Source organism: Arthrobacter sp. JUb119 (assembly GCF_024807995.1).
GTDB lineage: Bacteria > Actinomycetota > Actinomycetes > Actinomycetales > Micrococcaceae > Glutamicibacter.
In genome coordinates this window covers 187,686-206,418 of the sequence record NZ_JANUFE010000001.1, presented here as the reverse complement: position 1 = coordinate 206,418, position 18,733 = coordinate 187,686, and the positions used below count along the sequence as shown (strand labels likewise).

Below are 18,733 nucleotides of genomic sequence, written 5' to 3'. Positions count from 1 at the left end.
ACCTTTCGGGGCGACAGCGGAGATTGATTAAATGGTAGAGCTCTTTTGGCGTTCCGGTTATTCCTTCGTGGCGCACTGTGTTCAACCTCATGCCCCATCCCGCATCAGGGGTGACTTATTCCCAGTTTGTTGCTTCCTTGAAAGAAGAAGCGAACTGGCGCTTAGCACTGAGCACGAAGGTCTTGGACAGGTGCGAATCATCCAGGTACGTCAAGACGTTGCCAATGACAGCTTTGCAGACCCCCTTGGGGCAGAGCAACCCCGTCATGTCCAGGGAAACAACCTGGTCGCCATAATCATTGGAATCCAGGAATTGCTCTACTGGATTCACGCTGTTCAAGGCGTAGCCGGCCGAACCATCGCAGTTGGCAGGAAGTCCCTTGTTCGAATCCACGCATTCCGGAATGGAGTAGGTATAGCGCGGGGTATCGCGCATCGCGATGACCCGGCTTCCGGCATCGAGCAGCGGCTGGATCATCTCGGCGTAGTTGTCCACCAGGATCTCCTGCTCCCCCGGGCTGCGAAGCATGTCATCAGGGTCCGCTACGGTCTTGCTGGCCGTGGTCAGCACCATCTGCGGAGCCAGGTCCGCTACATATTCCTGCGCCGCGTCCTGGAAGCCGGAGCAGGCTTCTTCCACGCGGTCCGCATCGGAGCCGTAGCGGCAACCCGGTTCGTACACCAGGATCCAGCTGCCGCCAGCTTCCTCGATCATTGCCGAAGCCGCCGCGGACCAGTGCTGTATGTGCGAATCGCCCAGCAGTACCAGGTCCGGCGCTCCCCCGTCGAAAGTGCCGCCCTGCTCGCAGAAGTGGATGCGCTCGTCATCTGGAGCGTTCGCCCCTTCGCAGACATCGCCGGGAGTCTGCCATTCGCTATCCAGTTCGGTCGCCAGCGGCAGGGTCAAAGCCGCAGGTGACGGATCCCAGTCATCTTCGGCGTTGGCCCCGGGGTTGTCGGTGGCGGTCTGCGCCGCGGCCATGGCCCTGCGGTGCTCGACGTTGTTCTCCCAGGCCATCACCGGAAGGCTGGCTACGCCAAGCCCCACAGCGACCACGGCAAACTGGGCAATGAGCTTGAACCCGGTTTGCGGAATCAGGCGCGAGAAGCTGGCACTGGCTTGCCAGGCGATGGCCGGTTTCTCGACGAACTTGGTGGTGGCCCATGAAGCGAGGATCGAGGCAAGAATCAAGACACTGCCGGCAGCGAAGGAGGCCTTCTCGTTCCCGGAGACCTCAAGGTAGAAGACCAGCAACGGCCAGTGCCACAGGTACATGCCGTAGGACAGGTCGCCCAGCTTTACCAGCGGGGGCAAGGAAAGCAGGCCCGACGGGTTGGCCCAGCTGCGCGGTGCCGGAGCCGAGATCACCAAGGCGGCGGCGACCGTGGGCACCAAAGCCATGAAGCCCGGGAACTGCCCCTGCACATCCAGTACGGCGCCACTGCCTATGACGGTGGCCAGGCCGGCCCAGCCTCCGATGCGGCGGATCTTCTCGGGCAGGCTGGAGAGCCACGGCAATGCCAAGGCGAGCAGCGAACCGAGGGCGAATTCCCATAGGCGCGCGCCCGTGTGGAAGTAGGCCACCTGCTGGTTGGTGGCGGTGATGTGAATGGAATACGCGAGCGAGCCGAGGAAGGTGGCTCCGAAGGCGCCGCCTGCTACGGCGGCGAAGCTGTGCCGGGAGAAGAGCTTCTTCCAGAGCAGTGCGCTGCCGGCAAGAACCAGCGGCCAGATGATGAAGATCTGTCCCTGGACAGACAGGGACCAGAAGTGCTGCAGCGGCGAGGCGGCGGCTGTGTTGAAGGCGTAGTAGTCCACCTGGTGATCCGAGAGGTACCAGTTCTGCCAGTAGAACAGCGCGGCATTGGACTGGTCGATCAGCTCCAGCCAGCGCGTACTAGGCAGGATGATCCATGCCGCGATGACCACGCCAATGATGACTACCGCCGCTTGCGGTATCAGGCGCGAGAATCGATGCAGCCAGCCGTCGAGCAGAGGCGGGCGCTGCCCGCGGGCGATGCGCCGTGCGGTGGAAGAAGTGAGGAAGAAGGCGGAGAGCATCAAGAAGATGTCCACACCGCCGGAGACCCGGGAGAACCAGATGTGATAGCACATCACCAGCAGGACTGCGAGGGCGCGAAGTCCCTGCAAATCAACTCGGAAACCGGCACGCTGGGTGCTTGTCCGAGACTGATCCAAGGTATGGCTCACTGGCTGCGCTTTCTTCGGGGACAGGTAATTGTCCTCGGCGTTTTCTACTTGATTCACGTCAGACAACCAACCATCTTATCAATTCGCCATGGCCACACCGTGCGAGTTGACGCTGCTGCCGCTGTAAAGCAGCGTATATAGATTGACCGTATTGGCCTGACCTGCTCAGGATTAGCTGTCGAAATTCGAGAACTGGCGCAAAGTTCCACGGCGGTTTGCCGCCCAGCCATCGTCGGCACGGCGGCAAATTGTTGCTTGGCCAGGTGAGCGAAGTCAATCCGCGCATTCTGAAACAACAGCTTTCTTGATTAGACTCATGAATAACTCTGATCAGTTCTAGCCGAGGGGCTCCCGGGTGACGTCTTCAACTCCTATGCCAGGACGACGCGAACGCAACAAGCAGGCGAAGCTTGAACGGATCATCTCCGCGGCCAGCGAACTCTTCGCGGCACACGGTGTCGATGAGGTCACCACGCAGCAGATCGCCGACGCGGCGGATATCGGAACCGGAACCCTTTTCCTCTACGCCAAGTCCAAATCCGAGCTGCTGCTCATGGTGCAGAACCACCGCTACGAACGCTCCTTGGAGCAAGGCATCGAGGCCTCTAAATCAGCAAAGACCGCGCTGGAGGCAACCATGGCCCTTTTGGTACCGATCATCGACTGCAATCGGAAGCATGTCGACAACGGGCGCTTTTATCTGCGCGAAATGGTTTTTGGCGATTCGGCGGAACCGCATCATGCCGAAGCCCTGCGCATAGCGGCGTTGACCGAACAGGCGATTGCCGAGCTCCTGGGCACGCATAGGAATCTGGAGGCGCCGGAGGCAGCCACGATTGCGCGGGCCATCACTTCCATCCAGTTCCTGGCGATGGCTACTGCTGCGGACCCGGCACTGGCCACAGCTGAAGTCGCCCGGGGCATCCGCGCTCAGATTGCTGCAATCCTCCCCCACTGACGAGCAAAGCGCGCCCACCGCCCAGGCGAACGCGCTCGCTTTACTTCTGCTGCATGGTGATGACGGTCTTGCCGCGCCGGCCACCAGCCTCCATCGATTCAAGGGCCTCTGCAGTTTGCGCAAAACCGAAGACCTGGCCCACCACGGGCGTCAGGACCCCGGAGTCCACCAGTTCGGCAATGCCTCGCAGCTGCTGGCCGCTGGGCTTCATGAAGAGGAACTCGTACCCGACACCCAGCTTCTTGGCCTTCTTGAGAACTGACCGGCTTAGCGCGCGGACCGCCAAGCCCATCACCGGATTCAGCCCTGCTTCCTTGGCGAATGCCGGAGTCGGCGGACCCGAGATGCCGATGACCTTCCCTCCAGGGCGCAGAACTCCCAGCGACTTGGCAAGCGTTTCGCCGCCCAGGCTGTCAAGCACCAGGTCATAGCCCGAGATACTTACCTGGAAATCCTCGGTCTTGTAGTCGATGACTTCATCGGCTCCGAGATCCTGCAAGAATTCGGCGTTCGTCGCCGACGCTGTTGTCGCGACGTAAGCGCCCAGGTGCTTGGCCAGCTGGATGGCGATGGTTCCGACGCCGCCAGCGCCAGGGTGGATGAGTACTCGCTGCCCCGGCTGCAGATTTCCCCGCTCAACTAGTGCCTGCCACGCAGTCAGTGCAACCAGGGGCAGCGAGGCCGCTTGCACCAGGTCGATGGAGACAGGTGCCTTCGCAATATCCATTTCATTCACGGCCATGCGCTGGGCGAAAGCTCCGATCCGATGATCTCGAGGGCGGGCAAAAATCTGGTCCCCTACCGTAAAGCCGCGGACTCCTGAGCCGAGCCCGATCACGGTCCCTGCGACGTCGTGGCCGAGAACCAGCGGCATCTTGTAGGGCAGGATTGCCTTGAATTCGCCTGCGCGGATCTTCTCGTCAAGCTGGTTGACGCCAGCGGCCGCAATCTCGATGAGTACCTCCCGCTCCCCCAACTCAGGTTCAGCGACCTCGGCCTGCACCAGGGCACCTTTGTAGTTTTCGAGAACGAACGCGTGCATGGAAGATCTCCTGTACGGATATGAAATGGGCATCAATCTTTGACTGAGTTCAATTATGAGCGCACTCATTTATCGTGTCAATGAGCTGGGTCACCCCGGGTGGATCGTTTTCTGAGAACAAAAAGCCGCCGCTGGATCCAGGAGATAAATCCTGGATCCAACGGCGGCTTTCGCTCACGAAGCAATGCTTCGGTGACGGGCTAAACCCTAGTGGCCGTGCGCCTCTTCAGCTTCTTCAGCCTTCTCTGCCACCAAGGTCTCGGTGGTCAGAACCAAGGCCGCGATCGATGCTGCGTTGCGCAGTGCCGAGCGGGTTACCTTGACTGGGTCGATGACGCCTGCGTGCAGCAGGTTCTCGTAGACACCGGTCTTGGCGTTGAAGCCTTCGTTGGCTGGGGACTCCGCCACCTTGGAAGCAACTACCGCACCGTCGAAGCCGGCGTTGGTAGCGATCCAGAAGAGCGGCTGCACCAGCGCGCGGCGGACAATCGCAACGCCTGCTGCTACGTCGCCTTCGGTGGCTGCGATGCGGGCATCGGTATCCAGCGAAGCCAGCGCGTCGACCAGGGCGGTACCGCCGCCGGCAACGATGCCCTCTTCCAGGGCAGCACGGGTGGAGGACACAGCATCCTCGATGCGGTGCTTGCGTTCCTTCAGCTCGACCTCGGTGGAAGCGCCCACCTTGATCACGCCGATGCCGCCGGACAGCTTGGCCAGGCGCTCGGACAGCTTCTCGCGGTCCCACTCCGAATCGGTGCGGTTCAGCTCAGCCTTCAGCTGGGCTACGCGCTCTGCGACATCTTCCTCGGTGCCAGCGCCATCAACGATGGTAGTGGAATCCTTGGTGATGGTCACGCGGCGTGCCGAGCCGAGTACCTCGGTGCCAACCTGGTCCAGGGACAGGCCCAGTTCCGGGGAGACAACCTGGGCACCGGTGAGGATAGCCAGATCCTGCATCATTGCCTTGCGGCGGTCGCCGAAGCCTGGAGCCTTGACGGCTACCACGTTCAGCAGGCCTCGCAGCTTGTTGACCACCAGAGTGGAAAGGGCTTCGCCCTCGACATCCTCGGCGATGATCAGCAGCGGCTTCTTCGCTTCCAGGACCTTTTCCAGCAGTGGCAGGAATTCTGCCACGGTGGAGATCTTGGCTGGGTTGATCAGGATCAGTGCGTCTTCCAGGACAACTTCCTGGCGCTCCTGGTCGGTGATGAACTGTGGCGAGAGGTAGCCCTTGTCGAACTGCATGCCTTCGGTCAGGACCAGCTCGGTAGCGGTAGTCGAGGACTCCTCGATGGTGATCACGCCATCGGTGCCCACGGTCTTGAAGGCCTTGGCCAGCAATTCGCCGATTTCATCCGACTGCGCGGAGATCGCGGCTACGTTAGCAACCTTGTCCTCTACGGCAACGGCGTTAGCGGCCAATGCGTCCGAAACGATCTCCACAGCCAGTTCAATGCCCTTGCGGACATCGCCCGGAGCGGCGCCTGCGGCGACGTTCTTCAGGCCTTCCTTGACCAGGGCCTGAGCGAGCACGGTGGCGGTGGTGGTGCCGTCGCCTGCTACGTCATTGGTCTTGGTGGCTACTTCCTTGGCCAGCTGCGCGCCAAGGTTCTCGTATGGATCTTCCAGATCGATCTCACGCGCAATGGTGACACCGTCATTGGTGATGGTCGGGGCGCCCCAGGTCTTGGCAAGCACCACATTGCGGCCGAGTGGGCCGAGGGTGACCTTCACCGTGTTTGCGAGCTTATCAATGCCCGCTTCGAGGGCGCGTCGCGCTTCCTCGTTGAATGCTAGCTGCTTAGCCATGCATTTTCTCCTGAAACTTTAGAGAGGTTGGCGTTACTTTACGACGACTGCCAGTACGTCGCGAGCCGAGAGCACCAGGTACTCTTCGTTGCCGACCTTGACCTCGGTTCCGCCGTACTTCGAGTACAGGACTACGTCGCCTTCTGCAACGTCCAGGGGAATGCGGTTGCCGTTGTCATCGATGCGGCCTGGGCCTACGGCGACTACGGCGCCTTCCTGTGGTTTTTCCTTAGCGGAGTCTGGGATGACCAGGCCCGAAGCGGTGGTGGTTACGGCTTCGACCTGCTTGATGACAATGCGGTCTTCGAGCGGCTTGATGGAGACAGACATGGTCTCTCCTTTTCGTGTATGAACCAATGGTTGTAGGGGTGCGCCCTATGGCATTGGACCAACCGTCGTCGCGGTGCCAGTTGGTGGTATCCAGTCAGGCGGTGTGTAACGCTGCAAGCTGCAGATGCAACTTCCATCGTGACACCCACACATGACTTTAGGACGAGCCTTAGCACTCGGTCAAGGCGAGTGCTAATCATTGCCCTACTTCTTCACACCGGTTCGCGCAGAGCGCACAGCCGCAGACTCTTCGATATCCTCCGGAGCGTCCAGATCCATCTCGGTGAGCTTGACCATCTTGGACTTGGTCACCATGCGGTGCACCAGCCACAGTCCGAGGAACAGCGGCAGCCCGATATAGGCCGAGAGCACTTCCAGCCCGTGGCCGGCCAGCACCGCTTGGTAGTTCTGACCGACGATCACGGCAATCAGCATCAGGAAGGCCACGATGGGTCCTAGCGGGAAGAGCGGGGCCAAGTAGGGCAGGTCCTTCACGCTGTAGCCCTGGGCGAGATAACCGCGGCGGAAGCGGTAGTGGGATACGGCAATACCCACCCAGACGATGAACCCGCACAGCCCCGAGACATTCAGCAGCCAGGTATAGGCCGCACCCTGGCCCACCAGGGCGGTGAGGAACCCGAAGAGGCCTACCGCAGCGGTGGCCAGCAGAGCCATGATCGGCACGCCGCGGGAGTTGGTGCGCCCGAAGATCTTCGGAGCCTTGCCATCGTGGGCCATGGAGTAGAGCATGCGGGTTGAGGCGTAGAGCCCCGAGTTGCCAGCCGAGAGGATGGCGGTGAGAATGACCGCGTTCATGGCAGCAGCGGCAAAAGCGATGCCGGCCCGCTCGAAGACAAGGGTGAAGGGCGAGGAAGCCACGTCGGCTTCGCCGCTGGCCAGCAGGCTCGGGTCGGTGAACGGAATCAGGCAGCCGATGATGAAGATGGCACCGATGTAGAAGAGCATGATGCGCCAGAACACCCGGCGGATGGCCTTGGGCACTTCGCGGCGCGGATCCTTGGCTTCGCCTGCGGCGACACCCACCAGCTCGGTGCCCTGGAAGGAGAATCCGGCAATCATGAAGACCGAGACGATGGACAGCCAGCCGCCATGGAAGACATCCTTGCCTTCGCGCCAGTTGGCCAGCGGATCGGTGTGCGTGCCGAGCACCCCGAAGATCATCAGCACGCCGGCGGCCAGGAACGCGATGACGGTGACCACCTTGATCATGGCCAGCCAGAACTCGCCTTCGCCGAAGGCCTTGGCGGACAAAGCATTCAAGGCGGTCAAGGCCACCAGGAAAGTGCCGGCCCAGACCCAACCGGGGACATCAGGCAACCAGAAGCTCATCACGATGCCAGCGGCCACCAGTTCCGCTGCAACGGTGATGGCCCAGTTGAACCAGTAGTTCCAGCCGATGGCGAAGCCGAAGGAGGGGGAAACGAAGCGGGTAGCGAAGGTCTGGAAGGATCCGGCCACCGGGATCTTCGCGGTCATCTCGCCCAGGGACTGCATGAGCAGGTACACCATGAGACCCACCGCGGCGTAGGCCAGCAGCGCGCCGCCGGGACCCGCCTGGGCAATAGTGCCGCCGGAGGCCACGAACAGCCCGGTGCCGATGGAACCGCCAATGGCGATCATCTGCAGGTGGCGGCTGCTCATGCCGCGCTTAAGCTGGTTCTGCACCAGGGGTGCGGGATCCACGGCCTTTGGACCGGTTGTCGACGTCACTGTCGTTCGCTGCATAGGTTTCATCACAGGTGCCATACAACACCAGTTCCACAGGGGAATGCGACGTGGATCACTTCAGGTCTTGCGGAGGACATGCAGCCGCTTGCAGCAAGCGGGGCAACTTGGTCCAGCGAACCGCTTCCTAGTGGCGGAGAACTGTAAAACAGCGATAGGGCTACTCGTTAGCCAGATGATCCAATTAGCAACAAGCATTACTCTCTCTAACCAAATCAATGCCCATGAGATAGCGATACTTAGTCTTTTGGTTTCAGGGCTTCACATCTCCCGGCTTCGAACTGCTCTTGGCGCAACTGCTGGGCGCCCGGATCCCGGAGCTTGGCGGAGCCCGCTTGGCGATTCTGTGAATTCTGAATGTGACGCGTTTTTGTCACATAGATCACTGGCCCTGCGGGCTGGGCACACCGAGAGGGCCAGTCTGTTCCAAGACGCATCAACGATAGTCTTGGATCATGGCCCAGGCTTCAAATGACTCAACGCTCAATGAACAATTCGCCGCCCTGCTTTCGGAAGACGGCTGGAAGCTGCTTTCCACCATCGACCCGTCCATGGTGGCCACCAAGGATGCTGCTTGGTCGCTGAATGAGAAGCTGCGCAAGGAAGGCCACGACGCCCAGGTGGTTCGCGCCGTCATGGCGCAGGCCGAGCTGCGTTTCCGGGCGAGGGTGAAATTCGGCCCCTTTGCAGACTCGTTGATCTTGACCCCGGCCGGACTGGAGCAGGCCACGCGCCTGACCATCGCCGGGCTGCATGCCCGCCGCTACACCAATGCCGGTTCCACCCACGTCGCAGACCTCGGATGCGGCATCGGCACCGACTCCATTGCGCTGGCCAGCGCTGGCCTGCAGGTCACCGCAGTAGAGATGGATGAAACCACCGCGGCAGCCACAACCTTGAACCTGATGCCCTTCGACAATGCCACCGTGATCCACGGCAGCGCCGAGGACACCGATCTGACCGGGATTGACGGCGTCTGGCTGGATCCAGCCCGGCGTACCGACGTGAAGGGAAGCACCCGCCGACTCTTCGACCCCGAGGCGTTTTCCCCGCCCCTGTCTTTCGTGGAGAAGCTGGTGGACTCCGGGCTGGACGTCGGAGTGAAACTCGGTCCGGGCCTGCCCCATGAAGCGATTCCGGTGAACGCCGAGGCTGTCTGGATTTCGGACCACGGCTCGGTCATCGAGGCCTGCCTCTGGTTCGGCAAGCTCAAGCGCAAGGACATCGCCCGTGCCGCGCTGGTCATCGACAAGGACGGCGCCCACGAGTTGGCCAGTGCAGCAGCCGCGGCAAATGACCAGCCGGCCCCGGTAGGCGAACTGGAAGCGCACATCTACGAACCCGATGGCGCAGTGATCCGTTCCCACCTGATCTCGACCTTGCTGGAGCGCACTGGCGGCCACCTGCTCGATGAGCACATCGCCTACTTCACCCATGACCAGCAGATTTCCACGCCGTTTGCCCGCGGCTACAAAGTCATGGCAGTGCATGACTACAACGTGAAGAAGCTGCGCAGCTGGGTGAAATCCAACGGCATCGGCACATTGGATATCAAGAAGCGCGGAGTCGACGTCACGCCCGAAGAATTGCGCCGCATTTTGCTGGCAGGCTCCCCCAAGAGCGCCAAGAACAAGGCAACGCTGATCCTGGCTCGCCTCGGCGACAAACGCGTAGCTTTCGAGGTCATCCCGCACTAGTCTGGGGTGACGCAGGTCCCACCGGAGCATTGTCCCGGCAGGAGCGGCGCAATACATACAATGAGTATGGAGAAACATCGAGGAATCGGTGGACGCTCCATCCACTTTGTTCGGCTCCGGAGCATTCCGTCCGAGACGTCATCAATAGGAGCGCCGTGCAGAAAATCGAGTTCGCCCACTCTTCCCAATCCACTATCGGTGTCGAATGGGAAATCGCCTTGGTCAATCGCGAAAGTGCGGACCTGTGCTCGGTTGCCGAGAGTATCCTTGACCAGCTCAAGGATGAGGCCGGTCTTGACCGCGAAGATGAGCATCCGACAGTGAAGCCGGAATTGTTGATGAATACCGTGGAGGTGGTCACCGGTGTCCATACCAACGTGGCAGACGCGGCTGAGGAACTGCGCACCAACGTGCGCATGCTCAACGAGGTCGCCGGAAACCACGGCGTGGACCTGTATTCCGCGGGCTCCCATCCTTTTGCCGCGCCGACCTTGCAGCCGGTGACGGACAAGGACCGCTATGCCAAGCTGATTGACCGCACCCAGTGGTGGGGCCGCCAGATGGTGATCTACGGCGTGCACGTGCACGTGGGCTTGGACGATCGCGAAAAAGCGCTTCCAATCACTGACGGTTTGATCAACTACCAGCCGCATTTCCAAGCACTCAGCGCCTCCTCCCCGTACTGGGGCGGGGAAGACACCGGCTACGCTTCGCAGCGTTCGCTGATGTTCCAGCAGCTGCCAGCTGCCGGGATCCCCTTCCACTTCGATTCATGGTCCGAATACGAATCCCACGTTGCAGACATGCTGCATACCGGGGTTATTGATGATGTCTCCGAGATCCGCTGGGATGTGCGTCCGGTACCTCGTTTGGGCACCGTGGAAATGCGCATCTGCGATGGCGTGAGCTCTCTGGATGACATTGCCGCTTTTACCGCACTGACCCAGTGCCTGGTGCACGACATGTCGCTATCAATCGAAGCCGGCTACAAGATTCCTGTCATGCCGGCCTGGTTCCGAGTGGAGAACAAGTGGCGCGCCGCCCGCTACGGGCTGGATGCCATCATCATCCTCAACGCCCAAGGCGACGAGATGCTGGTGACCGACCACCTGCGCTCAGAGGTCAAGCGCCTGGCACCGATTGCCGAGCAGCTGGGATGCGCCGAGGAACTGCAGGGCATCATCCGTTTGATCGAACGCGGGGCGGAATACCAGTTGCAGCGCAATACCTTTGCGGCTTCGGGCGGGGACTTCAAGGCAGTGGTGCAGGAAAACGTCCGGCGCATGAAGGCTGTCTAGTCCGGGCAGCGCCCTCGAAGTCAGGAATTAAGGCATCCAGCTCATGCAGTAATCAAGATTCTTGATAACAGTTCGAGCTGCTGCCTCGGGATCGCCTGCTTCGATTGCGTCTACCAGTGATTCGTGGCCCTCGTGCAGGCAGCCATCGAATCCGTCGGCAAGCCTCTGGACCATCTTGGTTCCGTGGAAAACATCCCCGAAGCTCTCATAGATCTCATGCATCAGCGGAACACCGGAAGCCCGCGCCACTTCCAGATGGAATTTCCAGTCGGCTTTCGCCCACGCAGGATAATCCCGGTTTCCCCATGCTTCGCTTCGCTGGCCCAGCAAAGCGCGCAGCTGTTCGACTACTTTTGCATCAGCGGCTTTGGCAGCGAGCCGGGCCGACTGGGTATCCAGGGCGAATCGCACCTGGAGCACGTCCTGGTCGGAGTGGTCGCGGTACACCCGTTGGGCGGTGCCGCTGATCTCGCTGGTCGCGCGCACATAGGTGCCATCTCCACGGCGGACCTCGAAGATCCCCGTGCTGGCCAGCGCCTTGATGGCTTCGCGCAAGGTCCCGCGGGAGACGCCCATTTCCGCCATCAGCTCGGGTTCAGCCGGAATGCGGTCCCCCACCTTCCAGCGGCCCTGCGCTACGGCGCCCTGCAGCTTCGCCACAACCTCTTCGGACAAGGGCGGACGCAACGGAGCCTTGCTCATGGCCGCTCCGCTTCAGCCGAGCCGTCCACTTCGATCAACGGATGCGAATCGGCTTCGGTACGCAGGCCGCCCAGCTTGTAGCAGAACAGAAGCTGCACCACAGCGAAGGCGAGGATGATCACCAAGCCAACCGTCCAAGATCCCAATGCGCCCTGCATGAGCCCCAGGGCGAAGGGTCCAATGGCTGCAATCAGGTAGCCGACAGATTGGGCCACCGTGGACATTGCTGTCGTTTCTTCTGCGCTGCCGCCACTGCGGCTGAGCATGAGCATCACCAGCGGGAACACCCCGAAGCCCAGGCCAATGAAGACCGAGCTGATCAAGGACAGTTCTACCGGCAAGAGCAGCAGAGCGATAAAACCGAGTACCGAGCAGCTGGTAGTCAGCACGAAGGCACTGCGCAGCAGGGCCGGCTTCGAAGCCATCCAGAGCATGATCATGACTGCCGGGATGCTGACTCCCTGCACGATGCCCAGCATCAAGCCGGCATCAACTGGCTCCAGCCCGCGCGAAATGAGGATATGCGGCAACCAGCTGACCACGGTATAGACCAGCAGCGACTGGATGCCGAAAACAGTGGTGAACAGCAAGCCCTTGCGCGTGGCCAGTAGCGGCCATGGAGAAACATGCGTGCCCTTCTGAACAGCGGAGCGCTTCCCGGAGATGGACAGCGGCACAAAGACCAGCAAAGCCAGGCCGGCGGGAATCGCCCACAAAGCCAATGCCGTCGTCGGCGAACCCGCCTTCACCGCCAGCGGGACGCTGATTGCGGAGGCCAGCGTCGCGCCGATGGACATGGTGGTCGTGTAGGCCGCGGTCATCGACGCGGCGCGGTTCCCGTGGTGCTCTCGAATAAATGAGGGCATGGCCACATTGCAGATGGCCAAGCCGCACATGCCTACCACGGTGCCGGCCAGCAAAGCCCAAGTTGAATCGACAATGCGCAAGGCCAGCCCAGCGGTGAGCAGCAGCAAGGACAGGGCGATGCCCAGTTCCAGTCCGGTCCTGCGGATCACCAAGCTCGTTGCCGCGCCAGCCACGGCAAAGCACAAAACTGGGATCGTCGGCAGCAGCGAAGCGATGAACGTGCCGTACCCCATCATCTCCTGCAGGTCATGGAAGAGCGGAGATGCCGAGGCAATACCCATGCGCAGGTTCAGCCCGACGAGGATCACCGCCGCAACTGCCAGTGCGCTTGCCCGCCAGGGATGCTTGGCGGCTTTGCTGGCAGGAGGCGGGGCCGCGGATTCTGATGCGTTGTCGATCACGTTTAAACATTAGACGTTTGATGTTTCACGCGGCGAATCCTGTGATCCAGCGCACCAGAACCTCGCGGCGTGCCCGCTTCTGTCCGCCAAGTACTGCTGCTCGGGGCCGAACTCCGGCTACGTCGTGCACTTGGCAAGCACCGCAGGATGGCCCGCGACCCAATTTACCCCAAGCCACCCTCGGGCTTCCTGGACCCTGGCAGCAGCCAGCCTCCTATGCGAAGCCCAGCTCGCGCGCCGTGAGATTCTTGTAGGACGCTTTCCCGCCGGAGACAAAGAGCTTGATCCCGGCATCAGTGGACAGCGGGAACACGCGATGAGAGTGGACGAGCCGCCCGTCGCCGAAGAACACCTCGACGCTAGAGCGATCCACCAGGATACGCACGTCGAGTTTCCCGCTCGGTACCTCCAATGGGCTCTTGGATTCGCCCTTATCCCCCGGATGGAAGCCCGGCTTGCGATTCACATAGGCGAACCCGCCGGCCAAATAGAGCCCGGTTGCCACATGACGCGTTCCGGATACGGCCCGGCACAGCTCGAAACCGATGTTTTCCGGCGGATTGGCCGGGTCCCACTGCAATTCGCACTGCAGCACATAAGCACTGCTGGAGAACGGGAGAATCTTCTCCCCCGAAACCACAGGGCTGCCGAACTTGGTGGTTGCACGGGCTAGCCTGTCCAGCTGCGCCACCGGAACAGAAGCGAGGTAATTGCCATTCGGTCCGGCAACCATCCGCACCTCGCGCACAATCATGTCGTCTCCGTTGTAGCCATCGGTGGCCATGCTCGGAGCATTATGCGGATAATCCCAGAAGTTGTTCCAGCCAATGGCGCGGCGCATTCCGGGATTTTCGCTGCCATCGGCGTGGTGGTCCGGATAGGTCACCGCGCCGTAGAAGTCGAAGCCCCAATCCAGCCATTGCGGCTCGGCCTGAGAAGCAGTGAAGGCCTTTCCGTCGAAGTCGCCAATCCAGTAGGCGTAGGTAGCGGGCAAATCGCGGGGCTTGCCGTTAGCGCTGGTTCCCAGCACCCAATGCCTGGAACCATCCGAAGCCTGGATCTGGAAGAGATCTGGGCATTCAAGAATGCCCAGAGTGGTGCGCACGAATTCGCTGGTTCTCGTCCACTGCTTCAGATCCGCCGAAGCATAGATTCCGATGCGGTCTCCCTCGGCATTGAGCAGGACCCACTGAGAGCTCTGCTCATGCCAGATCACCTTCGGGTCTCGGAAGGCATCGGTGCCCGGGTTGGCCAGAACCGGTTCGGTCCCTCCGGGTTTGAAGCTGCGTCCCTTGTCGGTGGAGTACCAGAGGTACTGGGCCTGCACGCCATTGGGGGCTTGGGTGACCAAAGCAATCAGCGTGCCCTTCCCGTATCCTGCGGTGTTTTGCTGGTCGATGACAATTGATCCGGACCAGCAGTCCCCGTTGGGGCTCTCATGCTTGCTGATAGCTACGCCGCGGTCAGTGAAATTGACGTGGTCAGTGGTGCTCGCCATGCGCCAGCTGGTCCCATTGCCGCCGAGAATGTAGTCCTCGTTGTAGAGGTAGTAGTACAGGTATTCGCCATCAAGATACACCGGACGCTGCGGGTCGTTCTTCCAATTGTCGGGGACGCTGAAGTGGTAGGTGGGACGGTAGCTCATGGCCGGGGAAACGCCCCTCTTGGTCTTGGAGCTGCCTGCGGGAGCGGCATTGGCTGCATCTGGGCCAACCCCGGCCAGCCCCAAAGCGGTGGCTGCAGCCAGGGTTTTGACAACATTTCTCCGGGAGGCGCTGCCGTAGGCGGCATTCATATCCAGATTCAATTCATTTCGCTTTCGCCGGCCAGCACCCAGTGCTGGCGTGATTCATCGATCATGTGCTTTTTCAGGGTGGTGCTGGCCGACCAGCGGTGGATCTGTTCACGCAGGGCCGCGCGCTTCGACGCATCCTGGCTGCTGTCGCGGTCCGGGTCGGGTACCGCGCCCACCAGCAGCCGGGTGTATGGATGCCGGGGATTGTCCAGCAGCTGCACGGACTCGCCCGACTCGACTATTCGCCCCTCGTTAAGTACCGCGATCCGGTCCGAGAGATAGCGGGCGGATGCCAAGTCGTGGGTGACATAGAGGATGCAGATCCCATGCTCATCGCGCAGCTTGTGCAGCAGATTCAGCACGCCGATCCGCACCGAGACATCCAGCATGGAGGTCGGCTCATCGGCCAGGATGACTTTCGGCTTGGCTGCCAGCACGCGGGCGATTGCAATGCGCTGGCGCTGTCCGCCGGAGAGCTCGTGCGGGAATGAGGACAACACATCCGGGCTCAGCCCGACGGTGGACACCAGCTTGGCCATTTCTGCGCGCTTGGACTTGATGCTTGGCTGGTGCAGCGCCAAGGCGCGTTCCAGGATGTGCTCCACTCGGAAGGCCGGGTTCAACGAACCGAAAGGGTCTTGGAACACCATTTGCACTTCGCTGCGGTAGTTCCGGGCCGCTGATCCCTTGAGCCCGGATATGTCCTTTCCATTGACCAGCATTTCCCCGGAATCCGGTACCTCAAGCAATGCCAAGCAGCGGGCCAACGTCGATTTACCGGAACCTGATTCGCCCACCAGCGCCACGATTTCACCGCGGTGCAGCTCCAGGTCGATACCCCTCAGGGCCGGAACCTTCGTGCGACGGAACAGTGCGGTGCTGGTGAAAGATTTGCTCAGCGAACGGATACGCACCACTGGCACCATAGAGGCGTGCTTGGCAGCTGTCGAGGTCATGGCAGTTCTCCTTGAGTGAGGACCGGGGCTTGGGTCGGGGCGACCCAATGGCCTTCGCCTACCTGCCTAAGGTCCTTGATGTTGGTGAATCTGGTGCCTTCGGCCAAGCCGGTGAGCTTGACTTTCGGTCCGTGCAGGGGCGGGAACGCTCCGAGCAGCGCCTGCGTATAGGGGTGCTTCGAACCATGGCGCAACGACGGCGCCGGTGCCAGCTCCACGATGCGCCCGCCGTACATGATGCCAATGCGATCGGAGAGCTCAAGCATCAGCGACATGTCATGGGTGATGAACAGGATGGCGAATCCGAGTTCGCTTTGCAGTTCCCTGATCTGCTCCAGGATTTCTTGCTGAACCACTACGTCCAGCGCCGTGGTGGGCTCATCCAGGATCAGCAACCGCGGGTTCAGCGCACAGGCCATGGCAATGACAATGCGCTGGCGCTGTCCGCCTGAAAGCTGGTGCGGATAGGCCCGCAATCGCGCCGGATCGATGCGCACCATGGTGAGCAGCTCTTCGGCGCGCTGCACCGCGGCAGCACGGGTGCCGCCACGGTGCGTGCGGATCACGTCGACAAACTGCTCGCCAATTCGAGTGACCGGGTTCAATGAGTTCATCGCCGACTGGAATACCATGGCGACGTTGTTCCAGCGCCAGGCGCGCAGTTCCGCTTCGTCCATGCCCAGCACATCTTGGCCTTCAAAGAGGATCTTGCCGTGGGTGATCCGCGCAGGATCTTTCAGCAAGCGCATGATCGAGTTGGCAATGGTGGACTTGCCGCAGCCGGACTCCCCCGCCAAACCGAAGATTTCACCGGAGTGGATGGCGAAGCTGACCCGGTCAGCGCCGCGCACAGCTCTCTCGTCGCTGACGTACTCGACGGTCAGGTCCTGGACTTCCAATACCGGGACGCTCATTTTTCTTCCTTTCGCACCACGGTAGTCGCCGCGGTGCTTTTCGTTGCATGCTTCGGGCGGCGCAGGCGCGGATTGGTGATTTCATCCACCGCGTAGTTGCACAGGGCCAAGGCGAAGGCGACCAAGGCGATGGCCAGGCCCGATGGCACGAAAATCCACCATTGGCCCAGCATCAGCGATCCGTCGCTGGTCGCCCAGAACAGGTTGGTACCCCAGGAGATGGTGTTCACGTCGCCCAAGCCCAGGAATTCAAGCCCAGCCTGTGCGCCGATGGAGCCGATGATGCAGCCAAGCAGCGTGGTCATGACGACCGAGGCCATATTGGGGAGCATTTCGCGGACCATGATGCGCAGCGGGCGCTCGCCCGATACCAAAGCCGCGGCAACATAGTCTTTTCCGCGGATGGACATGGCCTGGGAACGCATGACGCGTGCGCTGCCTGCCCATCCGGTAATCATTAGCACCACGATCACCGTGCCAAGACCAGGCGGCATGAATGCCGCCAGGATCACCAGCAACGGCAGGCCGGGCACCAGCAGGAAGACGTTGGTAACCAGGGAGAGCACCTCGTCCAGGCCGCGGCCGAAGTAGGCCCCGCTCAACCCGACCAGCACGCCGACAATGGTGGAGAGGATGCCGGCGGCGAAGCCGACGAAGAGCGACGAGCGGGCACCCCACAGGGTCAGCCCCAAAACGTCTTGGCCCTTGCTGGTGGTACCCAGCCAATGCTCCATGCTTGGTGCGCTGGCACCGGCCGAGGTAATCCGCGACGGATCCCCGGGGAAGAGCGCCGGGGCAAGCAAGGCCAGGATGATAAAGGCAAGCAGGATGCTGAGCCCAGCCACGGCCTTGCCGTTGCGGAGCAAAGTCCGCAGCAACCGGGTAGCACTGACTCTGGCACGCGCGGAGCCGCTTTCCTCCGCTGGTTGCGAGGCAGCCAGAGTCTGTGGATCTGTAGCATTCTGGGTCATGGCGATCAGCCTTTCCGCACGCGAGGGTCGAGTCGGACGTAGACAAGGTCTACGAGGAAGTTGGCTATCAGCACCGCGGCAGTAATGGTCAGGAACATGCCCTGCATCAGCGGATAGTCAAGGCCTTGGACAGCGCCGAGCAGCTGGTAGCCGACGCCTGGGTAGGCGAATACCACTTCGGTCAGCAGTGCGCCGCCGACGATGAAGCCGATGCTCATGCCCATGCTGGTGACCGATGGCAGCATCGCGTTGCGTGCCGCGTAGTTCAGCATGATGCGGTGCGGTCGCAGCCCCTTGGCCTCGGCCATCAAAATATAGTCTTCGGAGTTGGTGGCAATCATGGTGTTGCGCATGCCCAGCATCCAGCCGCCCAGGGAAACCAGCACGATGGTCAACGCGGGCAGGACCAGGTGCGCTGCAACGTCCAGGATGAATTCGAGATTGAATCCGGGAACCAGGCCTACGGAGAAGGCATGGCGCATCGGGGCGACGCCCATGTTGATGCCGAAGATGTACAAGGCCCCCATGGCTAGCCAGAAATACGGGAAAGAACCGATGAACACCAGCAGGGGTGGAGCAACCGAGTCCAAGAAGCCGCCACGGCGCCAGGCGGCAAGGATGCCCAGGAGGTTTCCGAGGATCACGGCGAAAATCAATGAAGTCAGTCCCAGCAGCAAGGTCCACGGCAGCTGCGAGGCGATGACCTCGGAGACTGGAGTGGGGAAACGGGAAATCGACATCCCAAAGTCGCCGGTCAAGACACGGCCAAGATAGCCAAAGTATTCGGGGATGATGGGGCCGCCGTCCACTCCCATCAGGGTTCGAAGTGCTTCGACTTGTTGTGGCTCAAGCCGTTGCTGCGAGCGGGACAGCATGCGGGTGACGGGATCGCCTGGCATCAGCCGCGGTAGAAGGAAATTCAGGGTGATTGACGCCCAGAAGGCTAGGAGATAAAAGCCCAAGCGCCGTAGGAGGAAACTCATGTTGTGTGTCCTTGGCTAAGGATCGCAACGCAGCGGGCGGACGGTATCCGCC

Annotated in this window: 15 protein-coding genes; 3 read left to right on the top strand and 12 right to left on the bottom strand. The window is 61.3% G+C overall.

Translation table 11 applies throughout. From position 1 onward, the window contains the following. Positions 1-115: 115 nt before the first annotated feature. The gene (locus M2368_RS01045; RefSeq protein WP_498724184.1) at positions 116-2,269 is read right to left on the bottom strand and encodes an acyltransferase family protein; all 2,154 of its coding nucleotides are present in this window, start codon (positions 2,267-2,269) and stop codon (positions 116-118) included. Between the two features lie 316 nt (positions 2,270-2,585). Between M2368_RS01045 and M2368_RS01040 the strand changes: the two genes are divergently transcribed. After that, on the top strand, positions 2,586-3,170 hold the full coding sequence (locus M2368_RS01040; protein WP_105657610.1) for a TetR/AcrR family transcriptional regulator: 585 nt from the start codon (positions 2,586-2,588) through the stop codon (positions 3,168-3,170). Positions 3,171-3,210: 40 nt separating this feature from the next. Here M2368_RS01040 and M2368_RS01035 read toward each other — a convergent pair whose 3' ends face one another. From M2368_RS01035 to M2368_RS01020, 4 genes are all read right to left on the bottom strand, one after another. Then, positions 3,211-4,212 carry an NADP-dependent oxidoreductase gene (locus M2368_RS01035; RefSeq protein WP_498723918.1) on the bottom strand — a complete coding sequence of 334 codons (1,002 nt, stop codon included), beginning with the start codon at positions 4,210-4,212 and terminating at the stop codon, positions 3,211-3,213. A 207-nt stretch (positions 4,213-4,419) separates the two neighbouring features. After that, a complete protein-coding gene (gene groL / locus M2368_RS01030) occupies positions 4,420-6,021 on the bottom strand; it encodes a chaperonin GroEL (RefSeq protein ID WP_105657612.1) in 1,602 nt (533 codons plus the stop codon). Positions 6,022-6,054: 33 nt separating this feature from the next. Further along, positions 6,055-6,351: a co-chaperone GroES gene (gene groES, locus M2368_RS01025; protein WP_133833647.1), complete on the bottom strand. Its 297-nt coding sequence runs from the start codon at positions 6,349-6,351 to the stop codon at positions 6,055-6,057. Between the two features lie 204 nt (positions 6,352-6,555). Next, positions 6,556-8,097 (bottom strand): amino acid permease, encoded by a 1,542-nt coding sequence (locus tag M2368_RS01020; protein ID WP_442904072.1) that lies wholly within the window; start codon positions 8,095-8,097, stop codon positions 6,556-6,558. A 455-nt stretch (positions 8,098-8,552) separates the two neighbouring features. On the opposite strand from M2368_RS01020, the gene M2368_RS01015 reads away from it, so the two are divergent. After that, entirely contained in the window at positions 8,553-9,794 is a 1,242-nt protein-coding gene (locus tag M2368_RS01015) for a THUMP-like domain-containing protein (RefSeq protein WP_105657615.1), read from the top strand. Positions 9,795-9,949: 155 nt separating this feature from the next. After that, positions 9,950-11,092 carry a glutamate--cysteine ligase gene (locus tag M2368_RS01010; RefSeq protein ID WP_105657616.1) on the top strand — a complete coding sequence of 381 codons (1,143 nt, stop codon included), beginning with the start codon at positions 9,950-9,952 and terminating at the stop codon, positions 11,090-11,092. A 27-nt stretch (positions 11,093-11,119) separates the two neighbouring features. Here the strand turns inward: M2368_RS01010 and M2368_RS01005 are convergent, their stop codons facing one another. The 7 genes from M2368_RS01005 to M2368_RS00975 all read right to left on the bottom strand — a co-directional run bounded on the left by M2368_RS01005 (position 11,120) and on the right by M2368_RS00975 (position 18,681). After that, positions 11,120-11,794: a FadR/GntR family transcriptional regulator gene (locus M2368_RS01005; RefSeq protein WP_498723917.1), complete on the bottom strand. Its 675-nt coding sequence runs from the start codon at positions 11,792-11,794 to the stop codon at positions 11,120-11,122. Continuing rightward, positions 11,791-13,062: an MFS transporter gene (locus tag M2368_RS01000; protein ID WP_498723916.1), complete on the bottom strand. Its 1,272-nt coding sequence runs from the start codon at positions 13,060-13,062 to the stop codon at positions 11,791-11,793. Before M2368_RS01000 ends, M2368_RS01005 begins: the two co-directional genes overlap by 4 nt. Positions 13,063-13,276: 214 nt before the next feature. Next, positions 13,277-14,857 carry a glycoside hydrolase family 32 protein gene (locus tag M2368_RS00995; RefSeq protein ID WP_498723915.1) on the bottom strand — a complete coding sequence of 527 codons (1,581 nt, stop codon included), beginning with the start codon at positions 14,855-14,857 and terminating at the stop codon, positions 13,277-13,279. 8 nt (positions 14,858-14,865) lie between these two features. Beyond that, on the bottom strand, positions 14,866-15,813 hold the full coding sequence (locus M2368_RS00990) for an ABC transporter ATP-binding protein (protein ID WP_332487209.1): 948 nt from the start codon (positions 15,811-15,813) through the stop codon (positions 14,866-14,868). After that, complete coding sequence (locus M2368_RS00985) at positions 15,810-16,727, bottom strand: ABC transporter ATP-binding protein (protein WP_105657620.1); 918 nt, start codon at positions 16,725-16,727, stop codon at positions 15,810-15,812. The genes M2368_RS00990 and M2368_RS00985 overlap by 4 nt, the downstream gene beginning before the upstream one ends. After that, positions 16,724-17,698: an ABC transporter permease gene (locus M2368_RS00980; protein WP_105657621.1), complete on the bottom strand. Its 975-nt coding sequence runs from the start codon at positions 17,696-17,698 to the stop codon at positions 16,724-16,726. Before M2368_RS00980 ends, M2368_RS00985 begins: the two co-directional genes overlap by 4 nt. A 5-nt stretch (positions 17,699-17,703) precedes the next feature. After that, entirely contained in the window at positions 17,704-18,681 is a 978-nt protein-coding gene (locus tag M2368_RS00975) for an ABC transporter permease (protein ID WP_134779750.1), read from the bottom strand. Positions 18,682-18,733: the final 52 nt, after the last annotated feature.

Coding starts and splice junctions, on each gene's coding strand:
- M2368_RS01040 (WP_105657610.1), top strand. CDS start 2,586: ATGCCAGGACGACGCGAACGCAACAAGCAGGCGAAGCTTGAACGGATC.
- M2368_RS01035 (WP_498723918.1), bottom strand. CDS start 4,212: ATGCACGCGTTCGTTCTCGAAAACTACAAAGGTGCCCTGGTGCAGGCC.
- groL (WP_105657612.1), bottom strand. CDS start 6,021: ATGGCTAAGCAGCTAGCATTCAACGAGGAAGCGCGACGCGCCCTCGAA.
- groES (WP_133833647.1), bottom strand. CDS start 6,351: ATGTCTGTCTCCATCAAGCCGCTCGAAGACCGCATTGTCATCAAGCAG.
- M2368_RS01020 (WP_442904072.1), bottom strand. CDS start 8,097: ATGCAGCGAACGACAGTGACGTCGACAACCGGTCCAAAGGCCGTGGAT.
- M2368_RS01015 (WP_105657615.1), top strand. CDS start 8,553: ATGGCCCAGGCTTCAAATGACTCAACGCTCAATGAACAATTCGCCGCC.
- M2368_RS01005 (WP_498723917.1), bottom strand. CDS start 11,794: ATGAGCAAGGCTCCGTTGCGTCCGCCCTTGTCCGAAGAGGTTGTGGCG.
- M2368_RS00995 (WP_498723915.1), bottom strand. CDS start 14,857: ATGAATGCCGCCTACGGCAGCGCCTCCCGGAGAAATGTTGTCAAAACC.
- M2368_RS00990 (WP_332487209.1), bottom strand. CDS start 15,813: ATGACCTCGACAGCTGCCAAGCACGCCTCTATGGTGCCAGTGGTGCGT.
- M2368_RS00985 (WP_105657620.1), bottom strand. CDS start 16,727: ATGAGCGTCCCGGTATTGGAAGTCCAGGACCTGACCGTCGAGTACGTC.
- M2368_RS00980 (WP_105657621.1), bottom strand. CDS start 17,698: ATGACCCAGAATGCTACAGATCCACAGACTCTGGCTGCCTCGCAACCA.
- M2368_RS00975 (WP_134779750.1), bottom strand. CDS start 18,681: ATGAGTTTCCTCCTACGGCGCTTGGGCTTTTATCTCCTAGCCTTCTGG.